9 protein-coding genes are annotated in these 18,969 nt (G+C 62.4%); 5 read left to right on the forward strand and 4 right to left on the reverse strand.

What is annotated here, in order from left to right; translation table 11 throughout:
- Positions 1–9: 9 nt before the first annotated feature.
- From FGU64_RS02020 to FGU64_RS02035, 4 genes are all read left to right on the forward strand, one after another.
- Positions 10–2,157 (forward strand): peptidase M50, encoded by a 2,148-nt coding sequence (locus FGU64_RS02020; RefSeq protein WP_139950675.1) that lies wholly within the window; start codon positions 10–12, stop codon positions 2,155–2,157.
- Between the two features lie 311 nt (positions 2,158–2,468).
- Complete coding sequence (locus FGU64_RS02025) at positions 2,469–3,299, forward strand: SapC family protein (RefSeq protein ID WP_136355585.1); 831 nt, start codon at positions 2,469–2,471, stop codon at positions 3,297–3,299.
- A gap of 98 nt (positions 3,300–3,397) precedes the next feature.
- Positions 3,398–5,356, forward strand: a complete 1,959-nt coding sequence (locus tag FGU64_RS02030; RefSeq protein WP_246671213.1) for a prepilin peptidase — start codon at positions 3,398–3,400, stop codon at positions 5,354–5,356.
- Positions 5,357–5,523: 167 nt separating this feature from the next.
- Positions 5,524–6,300: an efflux RND transporter periplasmic adaptor subunit gene (locus FGU64_RS02035; RefSeq protein ID WP_168734473.1), complete on the forward strand. Its 777-nt coding sequence runs from the start codon at positions 5,524–5,526 to the stop codon at positions 6,298–6,300.
- A gap of 102 nt (positions 6,301–6,402) precedes the next feature.
- On the opposite strand, the gene FGU64_RS02040 is transcribed toward FGU64_RS02035, so the two are convergent.
- The 4 genes from FGU64_RS02040 to FGU64_RS02055 all read right to left on the reverse strand — a co-directional run bounded on the left by FGU64_RS02040 (position 6,403) and on the right by FGU64_RS02055 (position 17,828).
- Entirely contained in the window at positions 6,403–7,161 is a 759-nt protein-coding gene (locus FGU64_RS02040) for a GGDEF domain-containing protein (protein ID WP_180375613.1), read from the reverse strand.
- Positions 7,162–7,327: 166 nt separating this feature from the next.
- Positions 7,328–8,545 (reverse strand): ABC transporter substrate-binding protein, encoded by a 1,218-nt coding sequence (locus FGU64_RS02045; RefSeq protein WP_246671214.1) that lies wholly within the window; start codon positions 8,543–8,545, stop codon positions 7,328–7,330.
- A gap of 27 nt (positions 8,546–8,572) precedes the next feature.
- Positions 8,573–8,941, reverse strand: coding sequence for a hypothetical protein (locus FGU64_RS02050; RefSeq protein ID WP_139950678.1), 369 nt, complete (start codon positions 8,939–8,941; stop codon positions 8,573–8,575).
- Between the two features lie 73 nt (positions 8,942–9,014).
- On the reverse strand, positions 9,015–17,828 hold the full coding sequence (locus FGU64_RS02055) for a tandem-95 repeat protein (protein WP_139950679.1): 8,814 nt from the start codon (positions 17,826–17,828) through the stop codon (positions 9,015–9,017).
- A gap of 136 nt (positions 17,829–17,964) precedes the next feature.
- Here FGU64_RS02055 and FGU64_RS02060 point away from each other — a divergent pair, with 136 nt between their 5' ends.
- Positions 17,965–18,900, forward strand: a complete 936-nt coding sequence (locus tag FGU64_RS02060) for a transglutaminase-like cysteine peptidase (RefSeq protein WP_246671215.1) — start codon at positions 17,965–17,967, stop codon at positions 18,898–18,900.
- The last annotated feature ends 69 nt before the right edge of the window (positions 18,901–18,969 follow it).

An 18,969-nucleotide genomic window follows, 5' to 3' on the forward strand; every position in this document is an offset into this window, starting at 1 on the left:
GCCGAACCGATGGAACAGTCCTATTTCAGCTCGTCCTGGTATCGGGTCTCTGGCCTGAAGCTCAGGCTGCGCAGTCACGCCCGCATCCACAGAGCCATCTTCCGCGGACAGCTCTGGTATGTGCTGCAGGACAGGACGTCCGGCCGCTTCCACCGGTTCACGCCCGAAACCTGGTTCATCATAAGCTTGCTCGACGGCACGCGGACGATCCAGGAAATCTGGGACATGGCCTGCGCGCAACTCGAGGACAAGGTGATGACCCAGGACGAGGTCATCCAGCTTCTCGGACAGTTGCACACGGCCGACGTGCTGTTCGGCGACGTGCCGCCCGACATCGGAGAACTCGCCGACAGGGGCAAGAAACAGCGCGACCGCAAGCTCATCATGAGCTTCATGAATCCGCTGGCCTTGCGCTTCGGCCTGATCGACCCCGACAAATTTCTGCAAGCGACCCTGCCGCTGATAAGACCGCTCTTCTCCTGGGTGGGCGCACTCGGTTTCTGCCTGCTTTTGGGCTACGCCATTGTGCTCGCGGGGGTGCACTGGAGTGCGCTTGCCAAAGACGTCACGGATCGCGTGCTGTCGGCGGAGAACCTGATCCTGTTGCTCATCGCCTTTCCGATGATCAAGGCGGTGCACGAACTCGGCCATGCCTATGCGGTAAAGCGGTGGGGCGGCACTGTCCACGAAATCGGTCTGATGCTGCTCGTCTTCATGCCTGTGCCTTACGTTGATGCATCCGATAGCCTCGCCTTCCAGAACAAATGGCACAGGGCGCTGGTCGGCGGCGCGGGAATACTGGTCGAGATCGTGCTCGCCGCGCTGGCGTTGATTGTCTGGATCAACGCGGAACCCGGGCTGGTGCGGGCCTTCGCCTTCAATGTGATGCTGATCGGCGGCGTGTCGACGCTTGTCTTCAATGGCAATCCGCTGCTCAAGTTCGACGGCTATTACGTGCTCTCCGACATTCTTGAGATCCCGAACCTCGCCAGTCGTGCCAACGCCTATCTCGGTTACCTGGTTCAGCGCTATGCGTTCCGGATACGCTCGGCCACTTCCCCCGTCACGGCGCCGGGGGAGGCGGGCTGGCTCTTCTTCTACGGGCTCGCTGCCTTCTTTTATCGGCTTACCATCACGGCGGCGATCGTCACTTTCGTCAGTCGGCAGTTTTTCATCGTGGGGACGCTTATCGCAGTGTGGGCGGTCATACTGATGCTTGGCGTGCCGGCCGCGAAGGGAATGTGGTTCCTGCTGACCAGCCCGGTACTCCGGCATAATCGCGGACGGGCCTTCGGCGTGCTTTCAGGCACGATCGCCGCGCTTGCGGTGGTACTGTTCCTGGTCCCGTTACCGCATTCGACGATCGCACAGGGAATAGTCTGGTTACCCGGCAACGGCATCGTCAATGTCGGGGCCGATGGCGTCGTGAAGGAGGTTCTGGCCGCTCCGGACAGCGAAGTGGCGCCTGGGATGCCCTTGGTCAGGCTGGAGGACCCGCTGCTTTCGGCCAAGGTCGAGCTACTGACGATACGCGTCCGGGAACTGCGGGTGAGGCTGGGCAAGCAGGATATAGCGGATGAAGCCAATTCGCTCATCATCAAGGAGGAGCTTCGGCTGGCGGAGGCCGATCTTGCCCTGGCCACGGACCGGCAAAAATCGCTCACCGTGCGCAGTCAGGCTGCCGGAACTTTCATCCTGCCAGGGGCGACCGACCTTGTCGGACGCTTCCTGCACCGCGGCGAGACGGTGGGTTACGTCGCCGAGTTCGACCATCCGCTGATCCGGGTCGTCGTGCCCGAAGATGAAGCGGATCTGGTACGCAGCCGCACCCGTGATGTCAGCGTGAGACTGGTTGGCGATATGTGGCGGGCCGTTCCCGCCAGCGTTATCCGGGAAGTGCCGGCGCTGAGCGACTCTCTGCCGAGTGCCGCCTTGAGCACCGCCGGCGGCGGCGCGATCTCGCTTGATCCGACCGACCCAAAGCAGCGCCGTGTGGTTGCCAATCTTCTCCATCTCGATTTGCGCCTGGACAAGGATCGAACCATTCCGCGTATCGGCAGTCGCGTCTATGTGCGCTTTTCATATGGGACAGAGCCGCTTGTAGGACGTCTCTATCGAGGTTTTAGACAGGTATTCCTGCGTGTTTTCCAAATATGACTTAACGAATATTATTGATAAAATAATGTATTGTTAGATTAGAAGATATTATCTATGATAAAATTTTGGGAACAAAGTTGATAACTTTGATATTATATCGTAGTTTTAATCGACGGGTAAGTCTCTCTGTTCGATTCGACGGTTATCTTGGTGTTAACGATTCTTTGCAGCCTTTTGGAATCTGACTGGACAGCGAAGCCATGAACGTGTTCCATTGCTATCCGGGGGAGCCAGGCGGCGAAAATAAGTAAATATCATTTCAGCCTGCAGATGGCGTCGGGATTCTCCTTGGATTAACGAGGGAGTGTTTCATGTCCACACAACTGCTTTTCTATCAAAATGCAACGCCAGTCAGTGCCGAGCGCCACAGGGACCTCGCCGTCAAGGCGGGTGTCAGCTACCGTTTTGCAAGCAGCGTCAACTCCGTACCGCTCACGGCGGTCGAGTTTGCCCAGGCGGCGGCTGAATATCCGATCGTCTTCGCCGGTACCGACGATGCGGTCATGCCAGTCGTGGTGCTCGGTGCCCAGCAAACCGAGAACCTGTTCATCAATGACGAGGGCGCCTGGCAGGGCAAATACATACCGGCCTTTGTCCGCCGCTATCCTTTCGTCTTCTCCACCGACAAGTCAGGCAAGACCTTCATCCTGCACATCGACGAGAGCTTCGAGGGTTGCAACCGGGAAGGGCGCGGCGAGCGACTGTTCGACAATGACGGACAGCAGACGCAGTATCTGAAGGGCGTCCTGAGCTTCCTTCAGGATTATCAGGGGCGCTTCCAGCGAACCAAGGAGTATTGCGACAGGCTGAAAGCGCTCGACCTTCTGCAACCCATGCAGGCACAGTTCAACCTCAACAGCGGCGAGCGTCGGTCGCTTTCGGGTTTCATGACGGTCAATCGGGACAAGTTGAAGGCGTTGCCCGATGCCGATCTGCTCGCCATGTTCCGCAACGACGAACTCGAGTGCACGTACCTGCATCTGCATTCGCTCCGCCATTTCGGCGACATGATCGAGCGCATCGCCACGAGGGGAACTGCGTCCGAAAGCGCGGCCGAACCCATCGAAATCGGCAAGGAAGCATCACGGCACACATCCAAGACGGCTGGCCGCAGTGCCAAGGCCGAGGAAGTCTCGGCATAGCTTACTGCCGTGCGAAGACAGACAGATATTAGGATCCCCGGGGGCCGAGGTGCAGACACCATCCCCAGGGCAGTACTCTGCCTGCGGGGTGAAGTCAGGTGAGCGAGCAAGCGCAAGGGCGGCCGCTGCCCGCCCTTGAACGGTATGCTGAGCGGGCTGACCCGCGACAGCATTGGCTGGATCCGATCGAGGCAGCCGTCACAGCGGCGCCAAGTGCGTTTCTTAGGCGGCTGTGGCGATCGCGGATCGGCGGGCTGGTCGGCGACGTTGCCGCGCTCGAACCGGAGCTCAAGCAGGCGTCGGATGCTTATCTGGCGCGACGTGCTCGCGAGGTGCGAGCTGCGATGCGCCGTGACGGACTGGACGACCGGCTTGTTGTTGGCCTCTTTGCGCTGGTGAGGGAGGTTTCCCGCAGAACCGTCGGGCTGCGGCATCACGACGTCCAGGTTCTCGCGGGTCTTTCAATGATCGGGGGAGCCGTCGTCGAGATGGACACAGGCGAAGGCAAAACGCTCACCGTTGCCTTGCCGGCCGCGGCCGCTGCCTTTGCCGGGATGCCCGTGCATGTTGTGACGGTGAACGACTATCTCGCGGCGCGTGATCACGGCGCGTTGTCGCCCGTCTTCGATTTTCTGGGCCTTTCCACCGGTGTCGTCACCAACGGGCTGTCGCCAACGGAGAAGGCTGCGATCTATTCCCGCGATATCGTCTATGCCAGCAACAAGGATATTGCGTTTGATTATCTGCGCGATCGCATTGCGCTCGGCATCCGCCCGAATTTCCTCCGCACGAGGCTCAGAGAGTTCGCTCGTGACGCCAGCGTCGGCCAGCGAGTGGTGATGCGCGGGTTGCATTTCGCCATCGTCGACGAGGCCGACAGCGTGCTTGTCGACGAGGCGCGAACGCCGCTGATCATCTCAAAGGAAACCGACGCAGGCGAAGAACGGGAGTGGGCGCAACAGGCCTTCCGGCTGATCGAGGATATGGAGCCTGACCTCCACTACCGGATGCGGCCCGAAGAGCGACGGATCGAGCTCACCGATGCCGGACGAACGTACCTTGAGCACAGGGCCGAGGCCATGGGCGGCATCTGGCTGAATCGTATCCGGCGCGAGGAGGGGGGCCGCCAGGCGCTGTCGGCCATACATCTCTTCCGCAAGGGCGAACATTATCTCGTCCAGGACGGCAAGGTGCAGATCGTCGATGAGTACACCGGCAGGATCATGCCGGACCGCTCCTGGAGTGACGGGCTGCACCAACTAATCGAATTCAAGGAAGCATGCGAGACGACGAGCAGGAAGCTGCCGATGGCCCGTATGACCTATCAGCGCTTCTTTCGACGCTATCTTACGCTGTGCGGCATGACCGGGACCGCGCGCGAAGTGTCGAATGAACTGTGGTCGGTCTATCGACTCGGCGTCGTTCGCATTCCGCCGAACGTACCATCAAAGCGTCGGGATCTCGGCGTCACCATCTGCGCCAGCCAGGACGAGAAGTGGCGCTGCATCGTCGAGCGCGTGAGGACGTTACATTCCAGTGGCCGGCCGGTGCTGATCGGCACGCGCTCGGTGCTCGCCTCCAACCAACTCAGCCGGTCCTTGATGGAGGCCGGGCTCGAACACGAAGTGCTCAATGCTGAGAACGTCGCGCGCGAGGCCGGGATAATCGCCGAGGCGGGACGCCGCGGCCGCATTACCGTGGCCACCAATATGGCTGGCCGCGGCGTCGATATCGCTGTCGACCCCGATCTTCTCGATCATGGCGGCCTTCATGTCATATTGAGCGAATTGCACGACGCGGGGCGTATAGACCGTCAGATGCAAGGGCGAACCGCAAGGCGCGGCGAGCCGGGCACGACCGAGGCGGTGCTTTCCATGGAGGATCCGCTGCTCGAACTTTTGTCGGCGCGCCTGCCGCGCCCGCCGCATTTCGGCCGGATGCTTTTTCATCTGGCTCAGCGCCGGGCCGAGCGCGCCCACAGGCGGGATCGCAAGAATCTGCTCGCACAGGACGGGCGGCTGGGTGTGCTCCTGGCATTCTCGGGAGGAAAAGAGTGATGTCGGCAAGGTCTTCGGCCCGGCGAATAAGGTTTACTGCGGCGCAGGATCTTCGCTCTCGGCAACCTCCCGACAGAGGAAAGGCGGTCGTCCGCAGGGACGAGAAAGTCGGCTATCGCAGATTGGCTCGGGCGGTGGCGTCACGGTTGGCGGCAGGATTGGTTTTCATGGCTTCGGCGGCTACCTCGGCACCGGCCGAATCGTTCGACTGCGTCATCGATCCTGCAATCGTCGTCAAGGTCGGCAGCCAGGTCCCCGGTCTGCTCGATTCCGTCCTCATTAACCGCGGCGACAAGGTCACCGCCGGAGAAGCGATCGCGACGCTCTCATCGAAAGTCGAGTCGGCGACAGTGGCGCTGATGACTGTGCAGGCTGGGAGCACAAGCGAGATTGAAGCACAAAAAGCGCGCCTGGACCTTGCGCAGAACAAATTGTTGCGCATCGAGGAACTGGTAAAGCGCAACATATCGGCGAAGAGCGACCTTGATGCCGCGATTGCGGAGGCGGAGGTTGTGAAACGGGAGTTGGCACTCGCGGAAATGCGTAAGCGTGCTGCGGAACTGGAACTTGCCCGGGCGCAAGCCGTGCTCGACCAGAAGACCATCCGCAGCCCTATTACCGGTGTCGTGATCCAGCGGTCTCTCTCCAAAGGAGAGTATCTCGATCAGGACGGACAACTCGCTACGATCGCCCAACTCGATCCCCTGTTTGTCGAGTCTTTCCTTCCAGTGAGCAAGTTCGGCAGCATCAAGTTGGGCATGCCGGCAATCGTCACGCCCAATGAACCGATCACGGGCACTTATGAAGGCACCGTCAAGGTTGTTGATTCTGTGTTCGACGCCGCCTCCAGCACATTCGGCGTGCGTGTGGAGCTTTCCAATGCCGGCCAAAAGCTACCCGCCGGCCATCGCTGCAGGGTTTCGTTCGATGGCACGACGGATTAACGGAAAGAACGAAAAGGAGGTAACCTCAGGAAAAGAAGATTGGTACGCCATCAGACGCGAGTGCATGAATAATCTATGGCATTGAAATGGTGTGATAATCGATCAATGTTCAATGTGACTCGCCGCATGACTCAACGATAATAATGTCTGTTTGGGAAGAACGATACTTGCTTCCCGCCGATTGGCAGCGCGGAAAAGCGCATCGAAACTTGCGGGGGCATCGATGTTTATCCCGGCTACACGGACATCCAGCGCGAGCGGTTTGCCACTCGGCGCAAAATAGACTTCAGACACCTTTTCCCGGATACGTTGGCAAATCCCTGTAGCCTCGACCTCGGTCACGTTCTGCAACAGGACGCCGAATTGTCCATCACCTATACGACCGACCAAGTCCCCGGCGCGAACTGATGATTGTATAGTTGCGGCGACCAGTTGCTGGGCTTCCTCGCCACATGATGCTCCGTGTTCGACCATGAGTTGTCTCAAGAGTTGCAGGTCGACCGTGACGAAGACGCAATCATCCCGCTGGGACGACTTCACCCGCCTTTCGACTAGTGTCGAAAAGGTCGAGGCGTTCAGGCATGCCGTTATACGGTCGAAGCTGGAAAGACGGATCAGTTCGCGTTCCGCTTGTCTGTGTTGTGTCCAGGCGCGGGAAAGCAGAAAAGACAAGGGCGCGCCGACTAGGATCGGAACCGCGAACGCGGTCAGGAGGCTTCGATCGAAGGGTGTGAGTGCGTCGTTGAACAACAGCAGATAGTTGACCAAAAGCGAGACGGCGAGGGCGGATGCGGTACCGAAAACCGTTAGCTTGATAGCTTCCGCCCAATCGGCCTGATAATTGCGCCGCCTGCTTTCCATGGCCTCGCTGTCTCCGAAGTTTCTGGCTCCGGAATAAGGGGGATGCATTTAGCTTGCGTTTCACGGTCCCCTAAAACTATAATCATCGTACCTGAATAGCCGCTCGAAGCCTATTGGCGCGTCAGCTCCCGGCGCAAAGCACGGCGGAGAGCAACAGTCTAGCGGGTTAGTATCCCGTCACCGAATCCGCGATTTTTTTCGGTGTACCCCTGTCGATCCGATATAAGGGCATGGAGCGTTCGCTCGCGCCGTCGGCAAGGAAATGGAACACGCCGGTCGACCCGCGGAAGCCGTTTTTGTTCTCGAGCACCTGGCGCGTGAAACCTTTGGCGCCGAGTGCGTTGGCGATTCCTGCCGTCAGTGCCACGCTGTCATAGGCATAAGCCACATCCACATCGGCCGCGTAGCCGTAGGCAGCCTTGAACCGGTCTGCGATCGGGCCGGTTTCGTTTCTGTCCAGGGCCGCTACATAGGCTCCCTGATAGGCGGGGTCGGCCAGCGAATGTTCCAGCCAACGATCGGTGCCGATTATGGAAACCTTGCTTGCCGTGATGTTGCGGGCCTTGAGCGCCTGCAGGAGCGGCAGGGGGCTGGCGTCGCCGGTGGCGATGACCACGCCTTCGGGCGCTGTCACCACAGCCGTCATGTCGGATGCCGCCTTCTCGGCCTCTCTGCCGGGATCTAACGGCACGGTTAGCGCCAGCGAGGCTCCGGTAATGCTGAGCCCGTTGGCAACGCGTTTCTCGATTGCACCGGCCGAGGGCCCGCGCGTGACGAACAGGACGAATTTGCGCTTGCCTTTTTGCGCGATCGCGGCGGCACCCGCAGCAGCACTGTCTGCCTCGTTCAGTGCCATGGCGTAAATGCCGGGAACTCCCGAAAAATTTTCCGCCAGGGCCAACACCGGTGGCCGCTTGGGGCCGGAGATGGCGCTGAGGCGCTGGGTTGCGTCGAGTTCGACCGGACCGATGATGATGCTGGCGCCTGAACTCATGGCCTTGACGACCAGATCCTTGGCATTGGTGCTGTCACCGCGCGTATCCTGGATCGATAATGTAAGCAGGTCGTTGCCCATGTCGGCCATGGCGAGCTTGGCCGCATCGAACATCTTGCGGCCTTTCTCGCCCAGAGTGCCGGGAGCGGAGAGGGGCAGCAGCATGGTGGCCCTGGTCGCGCCCTTGCCGAGTGTCTGTGCTGAAGGCGCAGTATTCTGCGGCGCGGGCTGACTGGTGGCGGGTGCAGAGCCGCCGTTGGCAGGGTCAAGGACGCCACTGGCATTGTTGGACTGGCATGCGGCCAACAGCAATGCCGCTGGCAGTACCTTTAACAGGCCGCGCCAACTTGCGGCGGGAAACGAAGAAGGGCTCTCGGACAACGTCGCCACGGCTGGCGTTTGCTGAACGCCGAGGCTCTAGTTCATGTACTCGACCATGCGGTTGTGGAAACACTCGCACTTGTTGAGCGTATCCTCGTCGCGATAGTTGGTCTTCAGGTAGCCGTATGCCATGCCGCACGCCACTTTGGCCTCGGAAGCCCAGACGAAAGCCGGACGCAAGGAGTTGACCCATTGCAGGTCCTTGGCCACGGCAACCGATTCGTCCATCAGCCGCACCACCTGGGTCTTCAGCGTGCCGATGTTGTCCTCAAGGACCAGGTTTGAAGTGCCGGCGACGCTGCAATATTCGATGGCCGGGCCACCGATGATGTCTGCGGCCTGCCCAACCGAACCGGCAAGCAGCAGAACGGCGGCGGTAGCCGTCAGTTTGGCAAGATGCCTCATGGTGAATTCCCCTCCGTACCCCTGGCAACCCGTCCGCCAAAGCATAGCACGGCCGAGTGGCCGTGCATAAGTGCTAAATGGTGGTTTGCAGGTGCGCGTGTGTCGCGTCATCGTAAAGTATGGTGATCGTACCGGAAGCGGGCGCGTTCTGGAGCACCGCGACGTCCACGAAGCCGGCACCGCCGCCGGCTGCGCCGTTGGCGTCGACCTTCAACGTATGGGTCGTGCTGTCGTACTGGACGTAGTCGCTGATGTCGCTGCCCGCTGCCGTGGTGAACAGGGCCGTCAGGTCGATCTTGTCGCCTTGCCCACCCGCATCGCTGCCGCTGTAGTCGGTTATGAGGTCCTTGATGTCGAGGCTGTCGAGCCTGAACGTATCGGCGTCGCCGCCGCCGGTCAGCGTATCCTGACCAGGGCCGCCGATGAGAGTATCGTTGCCGGCTCCACCGATCAGCTTGTCGTCGCCACCCAATCCGGCGAGAACATTGTTGCCGCCGTCACCGGTCAGAATATCGGCGAACTGCGAGCCGATGAGGTTCTCTATAGCGGTCAGGTTGTCGCCACTGGCGTCACCGCCGGAGATTTGAGCGGTTCCAACCAGATTCAGGTCGACCGTCACGCCGGCAAGCGAGCTTTCGTAACTGGCGGTATCGGTGCCAGAGCCACCGTTGAGCGTGTCTGAGTCGGCGCCGCCGACAAGCGTGTCGTTACCATCGTTGCCGGCAAGCGTGTCGGTGCCATTCAGTCCCAGAAGAACGTTGTTGTTGTTGTCTCCGGTGAGAATGTCGGTGGAATTGGAACCGATGACATTTTCGATGCCGATCAGCTTGTCGCCGCTGGCGTCTCCCACCGACGTTTGAGCCGTCGTCGTGCCGTCGAGCGTCAGGTTCACCGTCACGCCCAGGGCCGAATTCTGGTAGCTGGCCGTATCGGTGCCGAGACCGCCGTCGAGCGTATCCGCGCCGATGCCGCCGATGAGCGTATCGTTGCCATCCTTGCCGTGGAGAGTTTGACCGGCGATACCGGCAACGAGGAGGTCGTCAGCTGTAGTTCCGTCGATCACGGAATTGAACGGAACCGTCGTGACAGCGATCGAGCCGGCCGCGGTATCGCCATCGGCATCGGTCGCGGTCACATTGAACGACAAGTCGAGATTGTGCCCGGCTTCAGACTGTACAAAACCGACGTTTCCGACAGAAAATTTGTTTTGTCCGGCATATCCGACCTCGATCCGGTTGTACCCGTCATCCGTAAAGACCGACAGGGTGTCGCCGCCCGTCGCATGAACGACGTATGCGCCGTTGATCACCGTCACCTGGCTGTTGTCATTGAGATCGACCAGCACGCCGTTCTTGTAGATTTGTGTGATCGCCTCCTTGCTTGCGCTATCGTTCACCAGGCTCGCATAGGTGTTGGGGGAATTGTCGTCAGCTTGGTAGACGGTCACCGAGACATCCGAACTGCCAGATCCATCCACCTTGAACGTGAATCCATTCGAATTGTAATGGGCGGCGTCTGTGTAGCCGTTTCCACTTCCGCCGCCTGTCATCGCAACACTATGGGAGAAGTCGAACCGCAGGACGTCTCCAGTGTTGGTCAAAAAGGGGTTTCCGGCGCCAAAGGCTATCATTCCGGAATTGCTGCCGTTAACCGTGGTTTGTCCAGAGCTGCTGGATGCAGAAATCAGAATATCCTTGTCCGCTGACGTCGGATCATTGACCATCTTGAAGTTTCTGGCGCTGGTTTCGCTCAGATTCGAACTGGTGATGAAGGTTGTAGCGCCGTCATCCAGCGTTCTGAAGAACTGAACCGTATAGATGTCATTCGGTTCGCTTGTCGCGTTTGGCGACAGTTTGACCGTGAAGACGGTCGTCTCCTTGCTGCCGTTGCCGTCGAGGTCAATCATTCCGGTCAGCGTGTCGGTGCCGTAGCCGTAGAGGAACACCTCCTTGCCGCCGGAGGTTACGGTCGTCGCGCCATCCGTGAGCTTCGTGACGCCGTCGGTGCCGCCACTGAACGCTACCTTGCCGCCATCCGCACCGATGCTTTCGTAGAAGTTCAATGCACCGCTGCCGATCGCGTTGGCGCCATTCTCGATAGTCATCGATTGCGCCGTGAAATTCACTGGCGAGTCGTCGTCGAACGTGACGGCCAGCGTACCAAGGCCGGTATCGCCGGCACTGGTGTCGGCATCGCTGTCGCTGACGCTGTATTGGAGATTTAGCGTGATGTCGCCATTTTCAGCGTTATTGGCGTTGTCGTGCAACACCGGCTTGATGAGGTTGACCTGATAGGCGCCGCTCGACGGATCGAGGTCCACGGTGAACAGCACCTGGCCGACCCGGCCCGCGGTGCTGGTGCTGATCGTGGCCACCAGTTGATGGTTACTGTTGTCCCAGGTGAAATCGACCTTCTCCTGGCCGATCGTCACGCCGGTGGCGCCATTGAGATTGGCAAAGCTGTAAGACAACGCGCCGTCGCCGCCCGAGCCCGTCAATGTTCCGGTAGCGAAGGCGGAATTGGTCGCTGCATCTCCCGTTCCGCCAAAGATACCGTGCGGCAATCCCTCATCGTCCACGATCGCGCTGGCCGAACCGCCGACCGGCACGCTGTTGACGTTCTTGACCGTGATATCAAGCGTCGTCGTCGACGTGTCGCCGTCCTTGTCGGTGACCGTGTAGACGAAGTGATCGACCTGGTCGCCGTTTACGGCATTCGCGGTGTAGGTGTAGGTGCCGTTCGCGTTCAGCACCAGGGTGCCGCAAGTGCCCTGGATGCCAATGCCACCTAGATTCCCGCTCACGGCGTGCGATGTATCCGAGCCGGTCGCAACGCCAGTTACCCGCCCGTCGGTGCCGACCACGCCGTGGTCCGCGCCGAGGTCGTCATTGACCAGCACGTTGCCGCCGACCACCGCGCCGTTCTCGCTCGCGCCGCCGGCATCGTTGGCGGCATGCGGAACGTCGTCGGTGATGTTGAGCGTCAGCGTCACCTGCTTGGTCGAGTTGTCGCTGTCGGTGAGCGTCACCGTCACCTTGCCCTGGTCGCTCGTCGCGCCGAGGTCATGCTGGTAGGCCGCCGTCTGCGTAAACGTGTAGGCGCCGTTCGTCTCGTCGATGGTCAGCGTCCACGCCGCCGACGTGATCGTCGTCACCCCGCCGACCGAGGTCTGCGACAGCGCCGCACCCAGCCCGCCGTCATAGCTCGCCGTGAACGGCGATACCGTCGCCGGACCGTCGCCGCCGAAGTCGAACGCCAGCGTGCCCGTATCAACCTGCGCCACGAACCCGTCCGCGTTCGAGCCCGCGACATGGTTGTCGCCGGCAACGTCGCTCGTCGTCGCCGCCGCGCTCACCGCCGTCGGCGCAAACGCGTCGCCCGAGAAGGTGATCGTCAGTTCCGCATGCGCCGTGTCCCCGTCCTTGTCGATCACCGTATAGGTGAACACGTCCGTCGTGCCCGCAGGAACCGACGCATTCGCCGTCGGCGTGTAGCTGTAGGAACCGTCCGCGCCAAGCACCAGGGTGCCGTGCGCCCCGGCGATGCCGCCAAGCCCCGCGCCGTTCGTCACTTCCGCCCCGCCGGCGCCCGACACAACGCCCGACACCCGCCCGTCGGTGCCGACCACGCCGTGGTCCGCGCCGAGGTCGTCATTGACCAGCACGTTGCCGCCGACCACCGCGCCGTTCTCGCTCGCGCCGCCGGCATCGTTGGCGGCATGCGGAACGTCGTCGGTGATGTTGAGCGTCAGCGTCACCTGCTTGGTCGAGTTGTCGCTGTCGGTGAGCGTCACCGTCACCTTGCCCTGGTCGCTCGTCGCGCCGAGGTCATGCTGGTAGGCCGCCGTCTGCGTAAACGTGTAGGCGCCGTTCGTCTCGTCGATGGTCAGCGTCCACGCCGCCGACGTGATCGTCGTCACCCCGCCGACCGAGGTCTGCGACAGCGCCGCACCCAGCCCGCCGTCATAGCTCGCCGTGAACGGCGATACCGTCGCCGGACCGTCGCCGCCGAAGTCGAACGCCAGCGTGCCCGTATCAACCTGCGCCACGAACCCGTCCGCGTTCGAGCCCGCGACATGGTTGTCGCCGGCAACGTCGCTCGTCGTCGCCGCCGCGCTCACCGCCGTCGGCGCAAACGCGTCGCCCGAGAAGGTGATCGTCAGTTCCGCATGCGCCGTGTCCCCGTCCTTGTCGATCACCGTATAGGTGAACACGTCCGTCGTGCCCGCAGGAACCGACGCATTCGCCGTCGGCGTGTAGCTGTAGGAACCGTCCGCGCCAAGCACCAGGGTGCCGTGCGCCCCGGCGATGCCGCCAAGCCCCGCGCCGTTCGTCACTTCCGCCCCGCCGGCGCCCGACACAACGCCCGACACCCGCCCGTCGGTGCCGACCACGCCGTGGTCCGCGCCGAGGTCGTCATTGACCAGCACGTTGCCGCCGACCACCGCGCCGTTCTCGCTCGCGCCGCCGGCATCGTTGGCGGCATGCGGAACGTCGTCGGTGATGTTGAGCGTCAGCGTCACCTGCTTGGTCGAGTTGTCGCTGTCGGTGAGCGTCACCGTCACCTTGCCCTGGTCGCTCGTCGCGCCGAGGTCATGCTGGTAGGCCGCCGTCTGCGTAAACGTGTAGGCGCCGTTCGTCTCGTCGATGGTCAGCGTCCACGCCGCCGACGTGATCGTCGTCACCCCGCCGACCGAGGTCTGCGACAGCGCCGCACCCAGCCCGCCGTCATAGCTCGCCGTGAACGGCGATACCGTCGCCGGACCGTCGCCGCCGAAGTCGAACGCCAGCGTGCCCGTATCAACCTGCGCCACGAACCCGTCCGCGTTCGAGCCCGCGACATGGTTGTCGCCGGCAACGTCGCTCGTCGTCGCCGCCGCGCTCACCGCCGTCGGCGCAAACGCGTCGCCCGAGAAGGTGATCGTCAGTTCCGCATGCGCCGTGTCCCCGTCCTTGTCGATCACCGTATAGGTGAACACGTCCGTCGTGCCCGCAGGAACCGACGCATTCGCCGTCGGCGTGTAGCTGTAGGAACCGTCCGCGCCAAGCACCAGGGTGCCGTGCGCCCCGGCGATGCCGCCAAGCCCCGCGCCGTTCGTCACTTCCGCCCCGCCGGCGCCCGACACAACGCCCGACACCCGCCCGTCGGTGCCGACCACGCCGTGGTCCGCGCCGAGGTCGTCATTGACCAGCACGTTGCCGCCGACCACCGCGCCGTTCTCGCTCGCGCCGCCGGCATCGTTGGCGGCATGCGGAACGTCGTCGGTGATGTTGAGCGTCAGCGTCACCTGCTTGGTCGAGTTGTCGCTGTCGGTGAGCGTCACCGTCACCTTGCCCTGGTCGCTCGTCGCGCCGAGGTCATGCTGGTAGGCCGCCGTCTGCGTAAACGTGTAGGCGCCGTTCGTCTCGTCGATGGTCAGCGTCCACGCCGCCGACGTGATCGTCGTCACCCCGCCGACCGAGGTCTGCGACAGCGCCGCACCCAGCCCGCCGTCATAGCTCGCCGTGAACGGCGATACCGTCGCCGGACCGTCGCCGCCGAAGTCGAACGCCAGCGTGCCCGTATCAACCTGCGCCACGAACCCGTCCGCGTTCGAGCCCGCGACATGGTTGTCGCCGGCAACGTCGCTCGTCGTCGCCGCCGCGCTCACCGCCGTCGGCGCAAACGCGTCGCCCGAGAAGGTGATCGTCAGTTCCGCATGCGCCGTGTCCCCGTCCTTGTCGATCACCGTATAGGTGAACACGTCCGTCGTGCCCGCAGGAACCGACGCATTCGCCGTCGGCGTGTAGCTGTAGGAACCGTCCGCGCCAAGCACCAGGGTGCCGTGCGCCCCGGCGATGCCGCCAAGCCCCGCGCCGTTCGTCACTTCCGCCCCGCCGGCGCCCGACACAACGCCCGACACCCGCCCGTCGGTGCCGACCACGCCGTGGTCCGCGCCGAGGTCGTCATTGACCAGCACGTTGCCGCCGACCACCGCGCCGTTCTCGCTCGCGCCGCCGGCATCGTTGGCGGCATGCGGAACGTCGTCGGTGATGTTGAGCGTCAGCGTCACCTGCTTGGTCGAGTTGTCGCTGTCGGTGAGCGTCACCGTCACCTTGCCCTGGTCGCTCGTCGCGCCGAGGTCATGCTGGTAGGCCGCCGTCTGCGTAAACGTGTAGGCGCCGTTCGTCTCGTCGATGGTCAGCGTCCACGCCGCCGACGTGATCGTCGTCACCCCGCCGACCGAGGTCTGCGACAGCGCCGCACCCAGCCCGCCGTCATAGCTCGCCGTGAACGGCGATACCGTCGCCGGACCGTCGCCGCCGAAGTCGAACGCCAGCGTGCCCGTATCAACCTGCGCCACGAACCCGTCCGCGTTCGAGCCCGCGACATGGTTGTCGCCGGCAACGTCGCTCGTCGTCGCCGCCGCGCTCACCGCCGTCGGCGCAAACGCGTCGCCCGAGAAGGTGATCGTCAGTTCCGCATGCGCCGTGTCCCCGTCCTTGTCGATCACCGTATAGGTGAACACGTCCGTCGTGCCCGCAGGAACCGACGCATTCGCCGTCGGCGTGTAGCTGTAGGAACCGTCCGCGCCAAGCACCAGGGTGCCGTGCGCCCCGGCGATGCCGCCAAGCCCCGCGCCGTTCGTCACTTCCGCCCCGCCGGCGCCCGACACAACGCCCGACACCCGCCCGTCGGTGCCGACCACGCCGTGGTCCGCGCCGAGGTCGTCATTGACCAGCACGTTGCCGCCGACCACCGCGCCGTTCTCGCTCGCGCCGCCGGCATCGTTGGCGGCATGCGGAACGTCGTCGAGCACGGTGACCTCGACCGTGGCGGCCGGCGCCGAGACGGTGCCGTCGCTGTCGACGGCCTCGACCCTGATGCCCTTGATGGTCAGCGTGTCGGCGTCGGGATTGTCCTGGTGCGGGAACGGCGCCAGAAGCGTGGCGGTGACCGTCGGCACCGCCTGGCCGCCGGCCGCGGCCGTCTGCGTGCCCGTCAGGTCCAGCCTGATGACGGCGACGTTGTTGATGGTGCCGGTCAGCGTGTCCGTGCCCTGGCCGCTCCAGCTGATCTGCGCGGCAACCGCGTCGTCGAGGCCGCTGATCTGGATGGCCGGCTGGCCGGCGGCAAAGTGCACGTCGGCGATCGCGTCCGAGCCGGCCGTGAACACCAGCCCGCCGGTGTTGATGGCGACCGTGTCGGGATCGCCGCCGTTGGCGCCGCCATGCGTGGTGCCGGTGGCAAGGTCGGCCTCGTCGACGACCAGCGCAACCGGCGTCTGCGTCGCCGTCGGCCCGGCGCCGTCGGTGATCGTGACGTCCTGCGCCGCCGTCGAGGTGTCGCCGTCGCCGTCGGTGATGGTGTAGGTGAAGCCGGCATCGACGCCGGCGCCGTTGTTGGCCAGGTTCGGGCTCGGGTCGAACGTCCACGTCCCGTCCGCCTGGAAGGTGTAGACGCCGTTCGCCGTCGTCAGCGTCGTCACGCCCGCCGCCGCGATCGCATGCGGGCCGGCGCCGTCGTTGAAGTCGACGCCGGTCAGCGTCGCCCCGTCGGCGCCCTTGACGTCGTTGGCCAGAAGGTTCGTTCCGGCCGTCGCCCCAGCCGTCTCAACAACCGACAGATCAGGACCGGCATGCGCCGTGGGAACGTCGTCGACGATATTCACTATAAGCTGTGCGGGCGCGGAAGTCGTGCTGCCGTCCGAGACGCTGATCTCGAACCTGTCGGTTTCGGGGCCAGCCCGATCGTCCGTCCTCTCGGTCAGCTGATACTGATACTTCGCGATCCCGGTCTGCTCGTTATAGGAAAGAATGGTCAAGGTTCCATGCTGTCCGGCAAAAACGCTGCCGGCCAACTGGCCGATCTGGACGGTCTGACCGTCGATCGTAAGCGACTTCAGGTCGCTCAGGCCGTCAGGGTCGCTCAGCTTGAATATACCGGTCGAATATTCCGAATTCTCGTTCGGCGCGGATCCGAAGGGGAGGCCCTGCTCGGCGACGCTGGCGGAGGCCCCGGTGGGGACCGCGAGGCCGTTGGCATTGGGGGTGATGTCGATACCCGGCTCGCGGTTGGCGACGGCTGGATAGAGTTCGTGCCGGTCGAGCCCGCCGAAGCGCAATTCGGTCGGCGGCAGCAGGGCGCTGAGATCGAAGCCATTGCCGATGCCGCCGGGAGGCTGCTGGAAATTGCCGCCAGCGCTTTCATGCTGTGCGGCGGCGGAGCCTGCGGAAATAGACCCGTCGGCACCGAAGGCGACGTTGACGCCGCTCGATTCGAGCGCCGCAAGCAGAGCGACGCGCGGAACCTCGACATCGCCGACGATGAAGGAGGGGACATTGATGGCGCCATCCTTGATGACGATCACAGATCCATCGGCCTGCTGCAGCACGAGGTTCGAACCATCGACTCGGATGTTGTCGATCGACGCATTCGCCGGAAGATGGACGACGTTGTCTGCTCCCGCGACATATTCATGTCCAGCGGGGGCAGGGGGCGTGGCGGACGCTATGGGCACGTGCTGGCCCGCCTGTGCGGCGGGGGTGCCGACATCGACCGGCACTGGTTCGGATGGGGTTACGGCAGGTGATGCGGAATTCGGTGCCGGTTCATTTGTAGCCAGTTGATTCGGGGCGGCAGCCTGCGCCAGCTCCAGCGCCGGCGGCTGGTTGTCATGTGCGCCCCGATTTTCCTGCTGATCCCAGGATACGGAATTGTTCTCAAACTCAAAACTGGTCGCCATAGCCCAAACCCCTTGCCCAAGATTCTGGAACAAACAAGGATGCGAAATGTTTTGCAACTCTTGTAAAATCCATTTAATATATCCAATTATGCTTTTAGTGGCATATTTTACGTTTAGTAAACGGCTTTTGCATATTATAATATATATAACCGCCGCAATCATTTGTTTATCGTGCGCTTTTGCAGCGAAAGTACGGCTTTGAATAAAATTTTATGAAAACAAGAGCAAATCCATTACTTGATAATTGAACATCATTCTTTCCTGTTATTTCAGATGATGACGCTAGCATCCACGTCAAATGGTGGGTGCTATGAAAACAGTATTTCGGTTCCAGAAAAAGAAACACTTGCAGATACTTCTGCTGGCGGCACTTCTGGCTCCCGCCTCGCTTGCGCAAGCCGCCCTGGACCGGCACGCGCTCGCAGGGGGGGCTCCCCAGGCCGGGCCATATTTCACCGGCGATTTCCTGGGCGGCGTCGCCGTGCCGCAGCCCGGTCCGGCCGTCGGGCATCAGGTCTACCGCATCGCGGTGACGGGCGCCTACGGGCCTGCGGCGGGCGAAGTCGTCCTGCAGGACGATGCCGAGCCGGCGCTGGATCCGATCAAGACCGCGTCCATCATTCCGGGCGTTTTCGGATCGGTTGCCATATCGATGCACAATTTCCCCGCGTCTTCGCGCTGGGCGTCGGTCTATCGGGCGATACGCGCATGCGGAACTGCGTGCGACCGGGCCAGTTCCGGTTTCTCGTTCATCATTGATGCGGTGAAGAACAAGAGCTTCAGCGACAAGCTTGCTTTCGTCAACAGCGGCGTCAATCAGCTTATCGCCTACCGCAAAGACAGCACGACGTACGGCAAGGCCGACTATTGGGCCGAGCCGGAAGAAATACTGGCGCGCCGAGCTGGTGATTGCGAGGATTTCGCCATCCTCAAGATGGCCGCGCTTTTGCAATCCGGCATCCCGGCGTCGAGCATGTCGCTGGTCGTGCTGCAAGACAGCAAAAGGGGCGTTTTCCACGCCGTCCTGTCCGTGAGCACTTCGAGCGGAACATTCGTGCTCGACAATCTCGACAATAGGGTGGTCAAGGACACGGCCCTTCCCAACTATGTGCCGCTCTATTCCTTTAGCACGGACCGTGCCTGGGTGCACGGCGCCAAGACGGGCGAGAGTCGCGTCGCTTCGCTGAGGGGTGGGCTTGCCGCCATCGCCCCTGGCGAAGGCCCCACCGACTAAAGATGTCGCCCGGAAGCGGGAACCTGTTTCGGGCTACATGCTTCAGGACAGAGACCTCAAGCGCATCGC

Source organism: Mesorhizobium sp. 8 (assembly GCF_006351905.1).
Lineage (GTDB): Bacteria > Pseudomonadota > Alphaproteobacteria > Rhizobiales > Rhizobiaceae > Mesorhizobium > Mesorhizobium composti.

Bases quoted from the DNA above. Each gene is read 5' to 3' on its own strand.
- FGU64_RS02055 (WP_139950679.1), bottom strand. From the start codon at position 17,828: ATGATTGCGGCGGTTATATATATTATAATATGCAAAAGCCGTTTACTA.
- FGU64_RS02020 (WP_139950675.1), top strand. From the start codon at position 10: ATGGAACAGTCCTATTTCAGCTCGTCCTGGTATCGGGTCTCTGGCCTG.
- FGU64_RS02040 (WP_180375613.1), bottom strand. From the start codon at position 7,161: ATGGAAAGCAGGCGGCGCAATTATCAGGCCGATTGGGCGGAAGCTATC.
- FGU64_RS02025 (WP_136355585.1), top strand. From the start codon at position 2,469: ATGTCCACACAACTGCTTTTCTATCAAAATGCAACGCCAGTCAGTGCC.
- FGU64_RS02060 (WP_246671215.1), top strand. From the start codon at position 17,965: ATGGTGGGTGCTATGAAAACAGTATTTCGGTTCCAGAAAAAGAAACAC.
- FGU64_RS02035 (WP_168734473.1), top strand. From the start codon at position 5,524: ATGGCTTCGGCGGCTACCTCGGCACCGGCCGAATCGTTCGACTGCGTC.
- FGU64_RS02050 (WP_139950678.1), bottom strand. From the start codon at position 8,941: ATGAGGCATCTTGCCAAACTGACGGCTACCGCCGCCGTTCTGCTGCTT.